The organism is Hafnia psychrotolerans (genome assembly GCF_014639435.1).
In the GTDB taxonomy this organism is placed as follows: Bacteria; Pseudomonadota; Gammaproteobacteria; order Enterobacterales; family Enterobacteriaceae; genus Ewingella; species Ewingella psychrotolerans.
Window position 1 is genome coordinate 64,257 of record NZ_BMFZ01000012.1, and the last position, 12,196, is coordinate 76,452.

The window sequence follows — 12,196 nt, forward strand, 5'->3', positions numbered from 1 at the left end:
TCTATTCTCTTTTTCCTCTTTTGAGGTCGTCCTCATGTTGTTGGTGTTGCGTGCCCGAGCGCCGTCCCTGTTAAATCGCTGTCAGGTTCCTGTTCAGGTGGTGCTGTATGCCATTGTTTTCCTGATAGCAGACCGTCTGGTCACGTTGTTGCATATCCCCTTACCGGCCAATATCGTGGGCATGCTGATGATGTTATTGCTGATAGTGTCCCGCGTCTTGCCACTTAAATGGGTGAAAGCCGGTTCACGTTGGCTGCTGGCCGAAATGTTGCTGTTTTTTGTGCCCGCTGTCGTCGCGGTGGTTAACTATGCACAACTGCTGATGGTCGAGGGCTGGAAGATTTTTCTGGTCATTGGCATTAGCACCATGCTGACACTGGGCGCGACAGCCTTGGTTGTGGACAGGGTTTATCGTCTGGAACAACGTTTGGCGGCGAGGAAGATATCCCGTGACTGATTTTCTCATCAGCATTTTGTGTTTTGTTGTCACGCTGGGGCTGTATTACGCCAACAAAAGACTTTACCGTCAGCGCCGTCGCTTGCTGTTGATGCCGTTGGTGTTCACGCCGGTTGTGCTGGTGGTGTTGCTAGTAGCAACGCATACGTCGTATCAGGATTACATAGGTGAAACCCATTGGCTGTTATGGTTGCTCGGCCCGTCGACCATTGCGTTCGCGGTGCCGGTCTATGAAAATATGGCGGTGATCCGCCGTCACTGGATGTCGCTAAGTGCAGGCGTGCTGACGGCCATCGTTGTTGCCGTCAGCAGTTCAGTCTGGCTGGCGAGAATGCTGACCCTGCCGGAAGAGATACAGCGCAGTCTGGCAGTGCGTTCCATCACCACGCCATTCGCACTGGCTGCAGCGAAGCAAATGGGGGGACAGCCTGACTTGGTGGCGCTGTTTGTGGTTATCACTGGCGTATTTGGTATGGCGGTCGGCGATATTCTTTTCCTGCGATTGGCGGTAAAAAGCGGGCTGGCGAAAGGCGCGGGTTTAGGTGCTGCGTCGCATGGCGCCGGGACGGCTCGAGCGTATGAGTTGGGGGCGGAGGAAGGCGTGGTCGCGAGTTTAGTGATGATGTTGGCGGGGGTTGTCACCGTGGTGATGGCACCGGTCATCGGGGTGTTGATGTGGTAGTTGGTGGCTATCGTTTTGGCCCCTGAAACACGGCCATTGTGACCAGCGTAGCTACGGAAGCTTCATAAAAAACGCAGGATTGTTAAGGGCCGCGTTTACGGCTCTTAACCCGGTGTGGGCCGGCGCCCACGATCTTGACCTTAAGGCCGGTTTGGGCGGCAGCCCAAGGTCTTGAAGTTGAATTTGAATGGAGGTTAAAAGCGTATGTGGGCCGCAGCCCACAACATTAGCGCGTTAATGAATCACCTGCGATAAGAACTCCCTCGTTCTTTCTGACTTTGGATTCGCAAAGAACTCCAGCGGCGGCGCTTCTTCGACGATCTCCCCGCGATCCATAAAGATCACCCGGTCGGCGACAGTACGGGCAAAGCCCATCTCGTGTGTTACGCATAGCATCGTCATACCTTCCTCTGCCAGTCCCACCATGGTATCTAGCACCTCTTTCACCATTTCCGGATCCAGTGCAGAAGTGGGTTCGTCGAACAGCATGATTTTAGGCTTCATGCAGAGCGAACGAGCGATGGCCACGCGTTGCTGCTGTCCTCCCGAAAGCTGCCCAGGAAACTTGTGCGCGTGCTCGGCGATACGCACGCGTTTCAGGTAATGCATCGCCAGTTCCTCGGCCTCTTTCTTCGGTATTTTACGCACCCAGCAGGGTGCCAATGTGCAGTTTTGCAACACGGTCAGGTGTGGGAATAAGTTGAAATGTTGGAACACCATGCCAACTTCAGTGCGTACGCGCTCGATGTTGCGCAGGTCGTCATTTAGCTCGGTGCCGTCTACCACGATCAACCCCTGCTGATGCTCTTCCAGATGGTTGATACAGCGGATGGTGGTCGATTTACCCGAACCTGAAGGGCCACACAATACAATGCGCTCGCCCGACTTCACGTTCAGATTGATGTTTTTCAACACGTGGAACTGCCCGTACCACTTGTTCACGTCTTGCAGCGTGATCATCATTTTTTTAGGTTCAGTGACTTGATGGTCGCTCATGGTTTACCTCAGTGTGCGGAACGTCCGGTGTGAAAGCGTCTTTCCAAATGTTGGCTATAACGCGACATGCTGAAACAAAAAATCCAGTAAACGGCAGCGGCGAAGACGTAGCCTTCGGTCGACATGCCGAGCCACGCTGGATCGACGGTGGCTTGTTGTACGCTGCTGAACAGGTCGAACAGACCGATGATGATCACCAGACTGGTATCTTTGAACAGCGCGATGATGGTGTTAACCAGACCGGGTATCACCATCTTTAATGCCTGCGGCAGAATGACCAGTCCCTGGGTTCGCCAGTAGCCCAGTGCGAGCGACTCGGCAGCCTCAGTCTGGCCTCTCGGCAGCGCCTGTAGCCCGCCTCGCACCACTTCCGCCACGTAAGCCGACTGGAACAGAATCACCCCAACCATGGCACGCACCAACTTGTCGATGTTGGTGCCTTCCTGCATAAACAAGGGCAGCATGACGGAGGACATAAACAACACCGTGATCAGCGGCACACCGCGCCAGAACTCGATGAAAACGACCGATAATACCCGCACGATCGGCAATCGCGAACGACGCGCCAGAGCCAGCAAAATACCCAGCGGCAAGGCACCGGCAATCCCGACGGCGGCGATGATAAGTGTCAGCGTCAATCCGCCCCACTGGCGAGTTTCAACCACCTTTAGACCAAAGAAACCGCCGTACAGCATGACCCAGGTAAAAATGGGGAACAGGATGACCCAGGCGGTGATGTATAGCCCACGGCGTGGCATAGCACTCACAAACATCGGGATCAGCGTTAGTAGCCCGACGACAAGCGTCAGGTTGATGCGCCAACGTCCTTCAAACGGATACAAACCATACATAAACTGACCGAAACGGGCATGAATAAAGACCCAACACGCGCCCTGTTTTGTACAGTCAGTACGGGTAGTGCCAATCCAGTTAGCCTGAAAAACGACCCAGTTGAGTAGGGGAGGGATCGCCACCCACAGTAGCCACAAACAGAAAAGCGTCAGTAGGCTGTTAAACCAGTTGGAAAAGAGGTTTTTACGCGCCCACAATACGGCGGTGCCAACCGGCGTGCCGGGTTTGACAACCCGTAAGGAATGGGGATGTGTGCTCATCGTCATTCGTTTCCCTTAACGCTCGACCAGCGCGATACGCCGGTTATAAATGTTCATTAAGAACGAAATCACCAGACTGATGATCAGATAGACCGACATGGTCATCGCAATGGTTTCAATCGCCTGCCCGGTCTGATTTAGCACCGTACCTGCAAAGAGCGACACCATATCCGGGTAACCGATGGCCGCGGCCAGCGAGGAGTTTTTCACGATGTTGAGGTACTGACTGGTCAGCGGTGGAATAATCACCCGCATTGCCTGTGGCAAAATAACCTGACGCAACGTCACCGGATTTGGCAGGCCGAGAGAGAGCGCCGCTTCATGCTGTCCGTGGGAAACCGACTGAATCCCTGAACGGATCACTTCAGCGATAAAGGTTGAGGTATAGACCGACAGCGCTAATGTCAGCGAGGCCAGCTCTGGGATCAGTACCATGCCACCACGGTAGTTGAAGCCGCGTAGCGCAGGAATGTCCCAGTGCAGCGCCGGTCCAAAGAACAGATGCGCTAATGCTGGAAAGATAAGCAGCATCGCAATGGCCCATGGCCAGCTGCGGCCAACCTGCCCGGTGTGGATTTGGCGGAAGTGGTTGTAGCGTTTAAGGGCCAAAGTACCCAACACCGCCAGCAGTAGCGCAATGGCCGTCGCCAGGCTGCCTGGTGCCAGCTCGGGCGAAGGTAAATAAAGACCACGATTACTGATGAAGGCGACCCCAAACGCTTCCAGGCTTTGGCGTGGTCCCGGCAGATTGCGCAGCACGGCGAAATACCAGAAGAAGATTTGCAGAAGCGGTGGAATATTACGAAAAATTTCGATGTAGATGGTGGAAACTTTACGGATCAGCCAGTTATCTGAAAGGCGACCAAGCCCGATGATAAAACCGAGAATGGAGGCAAACACGATACACAGCGCTGAAACGAGTAAGGTATTAAGCAGGCCAATAACAAAAACGCGCGCGTAGGTGTCACCCTCCTGATAGTCAATAAGATGCTGAATAATGCCGAAACCGGCCCCTCTATTGAGGAAAGCAAAACCCGAGGTGATGCCTCTTGTGCTCAGATTAGTAATAGCGTTGTGCAGGAGGTAGCCCAGACAGGCAACCAGTAACACCACCGCGAAAATTTGGTAAAGCCAGGCACGGACCACTGGATTCGTTAGCGAGAACGACCTTTTTTCGGTTGGGCGTTGCGACATAGGGAATGACCTTTAGCAATCTTTCATCTGGAATCGATGCACCAGGGAACGACTGGTGCATCGGTATCCTTATCCCCTTATTACCTGGCGTCACGCTGCTACCTGCCTGCAACGCCAATCACGTTGGGGATTATCTGTATAAATTAAATAAGGCTTAATTAACGGACCGGTGGTGCGTATTGGATACCACCCTGATTCCAAAGTGCATTCTGTCCACGTTTGATTTTCAGCGCGCTGCCTGCACCGACATTGCGGTCAAAGCTCTCGCCGTAGTTACCAACCTGCTTAACGATTTTCACGACCCAGTCGTTTGGCAGTTTAAGATCTTGGCCATATTTACCGGTTTTACCCAGCAGATTGCTCATGTCAGGCGTGGTCGGATTTGCGGCCAACTGCTCAACGTTTTTAGAAGTTACGCCCATCTCTTCAGCATTCAGCATGGCGAACAGTGACCAGCGCACGACTTCCAGCCAGTCTTCATCACCACGGCGAACGACCGGGCCGAGAGGTTCTTTGGAGATAACTTCTGGCAGAACCATGAAGTCATCAGGTTTGCCGAGTTTAATACGCAGTGCGTAAAGCTGAGATTGGTCAGAAGCCAGAGTGTCACAACGGCCTGAGTCTAGCGCTTTGGCACTTTCATCGGAGCGGTCGAAGGTGACCGGTGTATAGGTCATTTTGTTCGCTTTGAAGTAGTCTGCTACGTTCAGTTCTGTATCCGTACCGGCCTGAATGCAAACGGTTGCTCCATCAAGCTCTTTCGCACTCTTTAACCCTGCTTTCTTATGGGTCAGGAAACCAATGCCGTCGTAGTAATTCACACCAGCGAAGATCATACCCATACCAGCGTCGCGCGAGGACGTCCAGGTGGTATTACGTGACAGGATGTCCACTTCGCCGGATTGCAGAGCGGTGAAACGTTCTTTCGCGGTCAGCGGGGTATATTTTACTTTTCCTGCATCACCAAAAATGGCCGCGGCAATAGCACGACAAACATCAACGTCGATGCCAGTAAACTTACCTTTTGAATCAGCGTAAGAGAAACCGGGCAAACCATCGCTGATCCCACATTGGACAAATCCTTTCTTCTTCACGGCATCTAGCGTTGTGCCTGCGTGTGCCTGACCTGCCAAAGTGGCGAAACTTGCTGCGGCAAGCAGTGTTGAGAGCAGTATTTTTTTCATAAATCGTCCTGTGAGACAAAGCCGAAAATTATTATTGTGTGAGTGCGCGGAGCACCCTGTGTTTTTTGGGGCATAGCCCTCTGCACGAGTTCGTTGCAAGAGGAGTGCCAACATGAGAAACGCTTATCAAACAAGTACCGGAAGGGTATCGCACAGTAACATTGATTGGCGTGATTGAATTTATTGCCCCAATCCGGTGCGTGGTCAACATGTTTGCAATAAAACGGTGCGGCTTATTTCACTATTTGGAACTGGATCTCACCGCAAATGATGTGAATAGAATGCTATTGCATGGTTAAGTGATGGTTAATTGTGGGCAGATCTAAAAACGCTCAGACCCTGCGATCTGAGCGCTTTTAGTCTATGGCTGCGTCGTAGCCTGAATCAAGGCAGCCACCAGCGGGGGAAGCTGGCCTTTAAGCGCTGCGCGCTCAGGCTGGAACAAGGTAGCAACAAAAAACGTGTTATCTGGCAGTTCGACCGCGCGGATTTCGCCAGCGTGATCGTGGCCAACCATCCGTAACGGTTGTGCTTCCAGCGCGGCCTGAAATTCAGGGTTGATACCATAACGGCAGTGATACCCTTCCTCAATATCCAGAGAGCCATACGCACGGGCTGGAATGCTGTCTGCAACCAGACGGATCCCGGCCTTTTTCTCCACCATTTCACAGGCCAGTGGCGCAATGACCAAACGCCCTTCGGTGTCTGTTTCACCATGTCCTGCGTCCTGCCACTGCATAACATTGCGGGCATATTCGATGATAGCGTGCTGGAATCCGCCGCAGGTGCCGAGGAAGGGTTTATTGTGTTCGCGGGCAAAGCGAATAGCCCGCAATGCGCCTTCTGTCGAGACATAAGGGCTGCCAGGCACACACCAGAAGGCATCGAAATCGTTTAATGGCCGATCGTCAGTAAGGGTTTCGGTCGCCAGCCAGCAGGCGTGAATATCAAGGTCAAACCGTTGTGCTGCGAGGTGTATTGCGAGGGGAATAGCCTGGTGGGCAACAATGGCGGGGTTGTGATCCCCGACTAACGCCAGACGTATTGGCTTGCTCATCATTTCTCTCCTGGGGAGTTAAAAGGAGATGTTATATAAAAGTTAATCTCGCGTCATGAGAATAATTTTTATTGAATAATGAAGCATTTCTATGCTGCGCAAGTACTAGCAGCCTGACCAGATCGTCAGGCTTGTTTGGATAGGTCTATTTAGAGATAGAGCGAAGGGGTACCTTCCGGGCGGGTCTTGAAGCGACGATGTAGCCACAGATATTGGTCAGGGGCGCGCATGATCTCTGTTTCCACAACACGGTTCATATAAGCCGCAGCGGCCATCTCATCGTCGACTGGGTAATCTTTCAGTGCTGGCCGGATAACCAAGTTATAGCCTTTGCCATTGTCTTTACGGATCAATACGACGGTGACCAGCGCAGGTTTTGCCAGACGAACCAACATGTAAGTACCGCTGGTGGTTGCGGCCTGATCAACCGCAAATAACGGTGCAAACACACTGCCGCGCGGACCATAGTCCTGATCCGGTGCAAACCATACTGCTTCGCCTTTTTTCAGTGCGTGCACCATACCGCGCAAATCTTTGCGATCTAACATGGCTTTATTAGACCGCATGCGGCCCCATGTCTGCACGAACTCCATGGCTTTATTGTTGTGCGGGCGATACATCGCCATCATCGGCTGACAGAGACCCATCGCACGGCCACCCAACTCCAGTGACATAAAATGCACACCGATGACCAGTACGCCCTTGCTGTCCTTTTGCGCACTCTTTAGATGCTCCAGCCCGCTGACATCAAACCAACGTTTTACTCGCGCATCTGACCAGAACCAAGCCATGCCGGTCTCCATCAAGCCCATGCCCAGGGACTCAAAATTGCGGACGATCAGATGTTCGATTTCGGTTTGTTCCAAATCAGGGAAGCACAATTCCAGATTGCGGCGGGTGACGGAGACGCGGCGTTTCAAAAAGCGCATTGACGTACGGCCAAGCCAGTTTCCCAAACGATAAAGGGCGGGATAAGGGAGCTGGACCAAAAGAAACAGGATGCCCAGCCCAAACCAGGTTAGCCAGTAGCGTGGATGTAAAAATGAAGCGCGAAAACAGGACGGAGAGGTCATATAAGCTCAATCATCGGTATTTAAGAATCTGAGGTACCACGTATAAAAAAGTACAGCAGCAATACGTATTGTGTGGGAAATATTTGGACAACGTAAGCGGATGAATGTTTTAAACGGCACCTGACTTGACGAAATCTTTACTTTAAAAGGCGAAATCGCGTTGCTAATGGGCTTTTTTTGGCGATGAGCGGGGCGAAAACGACTCTTGGTGCGCAGTATATCACGCTCACCTAACAATCCAGAGTGGGGGATAGTCCGACAAATAGACGATTTTATCGTGCATTGTGGATTTTCTTAGAAAGTCATACAAAACCATTCATTATCGAAATCTGGGGTGCGGTATTTTGATGGAATGTAACGTTATGCGTAAAAAAACTAAAAATGCGCTGGCGAAGGCGCATTTTCAGCAGATTCCTAACGTTAGCGGTATAGCGGGTTTTTCATCACCGAATAACGCCCGCAACCCATCAGCGCGATAACCACTGCGACCATGAAGTAATAGACGATATCTTCAATGGCCCAGGCACCGGTCTGTGAAAGTTCGAAGGTATGCGAGATACCCACCAGCAGCCAGGCAACCAGCATCGTTATTGCCGCCACCAGTGCCGCCGGGCGAGTAAAAATACCTAGAATGATCATGATAGGGGCAATAAATTCGCCTACCAGTACGCCATAACCGACAAACCCCGGGATGCTGTGAGCTTCAAGCATAGACTGAATGCCGCCAATACCGTCGTGAAGTTTATGCCAACCATGAAATATCAGCAGGCCAAAGGTCAGTCGTAACAGCAAGTTAGCCAGGTCGGGTTTATTCAACGATGCATTAAAACGGGTGATGATTTTCTGCAGCATAGTCGTATCCTCAGCGATGTTTTTGTCCTCTTAAATTACGACGTATTCGTCGAATCATTGAGAGAATTATTCTCATTCAAATTGATCTGGGTTATGTTTTGCGCAGTTTCGTTCTAGCGGTTCTTCAACACGAACCTTAAACCACAAAAAGTAGCGACAAAAAAGGCGCTCTCCTTGCGGAAAAGCGCCTTTTCTCAAATACTTAACTGACTAGTATCAGTTCATGCCGTATTCTATGAAGTCATGTTTATTGCCGTTCGTCGTGATCCATTAATTAAAGTCAATGTGTTGAATTTATTGATTTTAATACTATCTCTTGTTCATCGTTGTTTGCTCTGGTTTATAAGTATGCGGGAAGTGGTGTAGTCTATGGTGTAGTCCGTGGGCAAAATGAACTGAGATTTTATGGCCGGAATAACCAACAAACTAAGTGACACCTCTCTTCGAAAAATGATCGGGAGAGAGAGCCCTAATGAGAATTTTTATGCTGATGGCGATGGCCTGAGTATTAAGGTTTCTAAAACTGGGGTTATGACTTGGTTCTTTGCTTACAGGCTTGGTGGCCGGGAAGCAAAGCCGCAGCGCTTAAAATTGGGTAATTATCCCGATATGCCATTAAAGCTGGCTCGGGAGAAACGTGATCAGTGCCGCGCTTGGTTAGCTGACAGCAAAGACCCAAGACATCAGTTAAATTTCACCTCTTCTGAAACTCTTAAACCAGTCACCGTTAAAGATGCACTCATTTACTGGATATCAGAGTACGCAACTGACAACCGCGCTAACGTAAAACGGCACAAGGCTCAGCTCGAGAAGCATGTCTATCCTTATATTGGCGCTCTGCCGCTGGCGCAGTGCGAAACCCGGCATTGGCTGGAGTGTTTCGACCGGATCAAGAAAGATTCCCCTGTAGCCGCAGGTTACGTTTTTCAGATGTCTAAACAGGCCCTCAAATTCTGCCGGGTGCGACGCTATGCTGTTAGTAATGTACTAGACGATTTAACGATACCTGATGTTGGCAGCAAACATATAAAAGGTGACAGAGACCATACTGACGAAGAGATCGGTCAGATTTGGCAGGCTAGCCAGCAACTCAAGTTCAAACCTTATTACGCCTCTATGTTGCGATTGCTGGTGGCTTTTGGGTGCCGTTCTCAAGAAACTAGACTATCTACCTGGTCAGAGTGGGATTTAAAAAAGTGGGTATGGACCGTGCCTAAGGAACACAGCAAAGGCGGCAGCAAGATAGTTCGACCAGTACCACAGGCTTTGCAGCCATTTATAGAAGAACTACATGAACAGCATAAAGCCAGCGGTCTATTGCTCGGAGAGATCAAAGACTCATCTGCAGTGAGCCAATGGGGCCGACTGGTCTGGAAGCGCTTAGGGCATGCAGAACCTTGGTCACTTCACGATCTACGCCGCACGTTCGCTACTAAGCTCAATGACTTGGGCATTGCTCCGCATGTAGTCGAACAGCTTTTGGGGCATACCATGCCCAGCGTGATGGCCGTATATAATCTTAGCCAATACATGCCGGAAAAATTAGAGGCGCTGAATATGTGGTGTGAGCGCCTGAGTCTGCTTGCTGGTGAACATGAAAATATTATATTAATGAAGGTGGCAAAATGAATTTACCGGCACGCTTATACTACCCACTGGATAAAGCCGCTAAGAAGCTCAATTGCGATGTGTCAGACCTCATACATTTTGGGGCAACCTCCAGTGTGGAGATATGTATTCATTTATCATTTCATAAAGCTTCTTGTGATTTTGAATTGGCAGATGAAAATAATATGGAAACTTTATTTGATGCGAGCAAGATTTATTTTGATGGTGTGTATAACTCATTTAAATTAAGGCGTGCGAGCGATGGTGTTTATATAAATGATTTCTATGGCTTGGCTGCATTACCCCCTCAAGATTTATTAGCTTTCGACTTCTTATCTGACACTCCGGTTTCTCTTAACCAAGTTTTTTGCCCAGCGGGTAATGGTGCCGGGTTCGATAATGTTATTGGTGCTGTTTATATTGAGCCAGATGAAGACGAGGTTCAGAAGGTATCGCTTAATCATATTATTGATAGGTTATTTATGACGGACGTTGAGATTGCTAGACTCTCAGGAGTTCCTTCCAATAATGTTGCGCCAAGCCTACCAGATATAATTAAAAAAGGGTCTAGCAAAACTCGTAATGCTCAGGCTAAGTTTATAAAGTCGCTTTTACAAATTCATTATGGAGCTGATGTTGCAAACAGTCCAAGGCAACATTTAGAAAGGAAAAGTTCAGGATCAGGAATTATTCTTGCAGATTTCGAGGGGAAAAATCTTCATGCCCCATCAGGGGTAGCAGTTGATAGTTGGTTGAAATTTATAGATGTTGATAGTATTGGAGATCTTGATTGACGCAATATTGCGAAGACAAACGTAATATTTCAGCTATGTTATATCATTAAAGTAATGATTGCTCTCGTCTTCTAATGAACGAGAGTAATTAATTATGAACCAGTTAAAACAACCCCCACAGATCTTAGAAAGAGTAATACGTGAGGCCGAGTGTCGCCAGTTGACGGGTCTCTGCCGAACCACTCGCTATTTAATGGAAAAAGAAAGTAAATTTCCTGCTCGCAGAAAGCTTGGGGGGCGAGCTGTTGGCTGGATGCTTTCTGAGATTGTGGGATGGCAGCATAGCCAGCCGAAAGTCATCGTCGATAAAACGGTGTGAGGTAGGGTATGCCTGCAAAAACAAAAGCGACCTTGCAGGGCCGCCTAAGTCACTTCACCAAGAACACTGAAGAGCATAGCACAGTGATCGATCAGGTCAATGCGCGCAGATTTGCTCACATCTCTTCTAACTACGTGAAATCCGCGCAACATCTGAGCGCGGGGGGAATTCCTCCTTCGGTAACTGCGGCAATGGCGCGGTTCCTTACTGTGTTGCAAATCTGCAGCTCGCTTCTTGCAGGGGGTATGCGGCGTTGGCGCTCTACCCAGTCTCCTTGGTTTTCGGGAGATCTCCAATCGGCGGAAAACTCCGCTGATACCTGGTTGGCCGAGAAACCGGCCGATCTTCTTTTAGACAACAATATTCCCACAGAGGAAATCTCCTCTCTGGAACAAAATCAACAGGTTATTTATTTCCCGTGCGCGAAAAACACCCATCGGCAAAGCGAAACCACGGCAATAACGATGAGCATGATGATTATTTTACGCATCGGGGCTTATCCTTTCGGTTCTTCTTTGGCCAGCTTCCGCTGGCGGCGTTTGATCTCTCCCTTAGCAGCAGTTACGAGAAAGCCTGCCGTGCTTTCACCTTCTTGCTTCAAAAGCTCGATATCTTCCATCACGTCATGTGGTATGCGAACCGTTGTCATTTGTGATTTAGCGTTCTTCGCACCTGTTGCCATTACTGAGACTCCTTGTGTTAGGTGTATTTCAGTATACGCAAAAAAAATGATAAGAAAAGACTTGAGGTGTATTTCACTTTGGGCTAACGTTAAAAACATAGGTGACATACACCTTTTAAGTGCGAAGCCCGCAGGTGCTACCAACACCGGCGGGCCTCTTACCAAACCGTTAAAAGAGGTAACGAT

13 protein-coding genes are annotated in these 12,196 nt (G+C 49.8%); 5 read left to right on the forward strand and 8 right to left on the reverse strand.

Features of this window, described 5'->3' with window-relative positions; genetic code table 11:
• The first annotated feature begins 34 nt into the window (after positions 1-34).
• Both IEV89_RS18570 and IEV89_RS18575 read left to right on the forward strand, forming a co-directional pair.
• Positions 35-457, forward strand: a complete 423-nt coding sequence (locus IEV89_RS18570) for a CidA/LrgA family protein (RefSeq protein ID WP_188475006.1) — start codon at positions 35-37, stop codon at positions 455-457.
• Entirely contained in the window at positions 450-1,139 is a 690-nt protein-coding gene (locus IEV89_RS18575; protein ID WP_188475007.1) for an LrgB family protein, read from the forward strand. The genes IEV89_RS18570 and IEV89_RS18575 overlap by 8 nt, the downstream gene beginning before the upstream one ends.
• A gap of 234 nt (positions 1,140-1,373) precedes the next feature.
• Here IEV89_RS18575 and IEV89_RS18580 read toward each other — a convergent pair whose 3' ends face one another.
• The 7 genes from IEV89_RS18580 to IEV89_RS18610 all read right to left on the reverse strand — a co-directional run bounded on the left by IEV89_RS18580 (position 1,374) and on the right by IEV89_RS18610 (position 8,607).
• A complete protein-coding gene (locus IEV89_RS18580; RefSeq protein WP_188475008.1) occupies positions 1,374-2,135 on the reverse strand; it encodes an amino acid ABC transporter ATP-binding protein in 762 nt (253 codons plus the stop codon).
• Positions 2,136-2,143: 8 nt separating this feature from the next.
• The gene (locus tag IEV89_RS18585; RefSeq protein ID WP_188475009.1) at positions 2,144-3,253 is read right to left on the reverse strand and encodes an amino acid ABC transporter permease; all 1,110 of its coding nucleotides are present in this window, start codon (positions 3,251-3,253) and stop codon (positions 2,144-2,146) included.
• A gap of 9 nt (positions 3,254-3,262) precedes the next feature.
• A complete protein-coding gene (locus IEV89_RS18590) occupies positions 3,263-4,441 on the reverse strand; it encodes an amino acid ABC transporter permease (RefSeq protein WP_188475010.1) in 1,179 nt (392 codons plus the stop codon).
• Between the two features lie 158 nt (positions 4,442-4,599).
• The gene (locus IEV89_RS18595) at positions 4,600-5,625 is read right to left on the reverse strand and encodes an amino acid ABC transporter substrate-binding protein (RefSeq protein WP_188475011.1); all 1,026 of its coding nucleotides are present in this window, start codon (positions 5,623-5,625) and stop codon (positions 4,600-4,602) included.
• A gap of 361 nt (positions 5,626-5,986) precedes the next feature.
• A complete protein-coding gene (locus IEV89_RS18600) occupies positions 5,987-6,682 on the reverse strand; it encodes a CTP synthase C-terminal region-related (seleno)protein (RefSeq protein WP_229746538.1) in 696 nt (231 codons plus the stop codon).
• A 149-nt stretch (positions 6,683-6,831) separates the two neighbouring features.
• Positions 6,832-7,755 (reverse strand): kdo(2)-lipid IV(A) palmitoleoyltransferase, encoded by a 924-nt coding sequence (gene lpxP, locus IEV89_RS18605; protein WP_188475013.1) that lies wholly within the window; start codon positions 7,753-7,755, stop codon positions 6,832-6,834.
• 420 nt (positions 7,756-8,175) lie between these two features.
• Complete coding sequence (locus IEV89_RS18610; protein WP_188475014.1) at positions 8,176-8,607, reverse strand: DoxX family protein; 432 nt, start codon at positions 8,605-8,607, stop codon at positions 8,176-8,178.
• A 405-nt stretch (positions 8,608-9,012) separates the two neighbouring features.
• Between IEV89_RS18610 and IEV89_RS18615 the strand changes: the two genes are divergently transcribed.
• From IEV89_RS18615 to IEV89_RS18625, 3 genes are all read left to right on the forward strand, one after another.
• Positions 9,013-10,236: a tyrosine-type recombinase/integrase gene (locus IEV89_RS18615; protein ID WP_188475015.1), complete on the forward strand. Its 1,224-nt coding sequence runs from the start codon at positions 9,013-9,015 to the stop codon at positions 10,234-10,236.
• Positions 10,233-11,009, forward strand: a complete 777-nt coding sequence (locus tag IEV89_RS18620) for a hypothetical protein (protein ID WP_188475016.1) — start codon at positions 10,233-10,235, stop codon at positions 11,007-11,009. Before IEV89_RS18615 ends, IEV89_RS18620 begins: the two co-directional genes overlap by 4 nt.
• 94 nt (positions 11,010-11,103) lie before the next feature.
• The gene (locus tag IEV89_RS18625; RefSeq protein ID WP_188475017.1) at positions 11,104-11,328 is read left to right on the forward strand and encodes a helix-turn-helix transcriptional regulator; all 225 of its coding nucleotides are present in this window, start codon (positions 11,104-11,106) and stop codon (positions 11,326-11,328) included.
• Between the two features lie 496 nt (positions 11,329-11,824).
• Here IEV89_RS18625 and IEV89_RS21980 read toward each other — a convergent pair whose 3' ends face one another.
• Entirely contained in the window at positions 11,825-12,010 is a 186-nt protein-coding gene (locus IEV89_RS21980; RefSeq protein WP_308420895.1) for a YlcI/YnfO family protein, read from the reverse strand.
• Positions 12,011-12,196 lie beyond the last annotated feature (186 nt).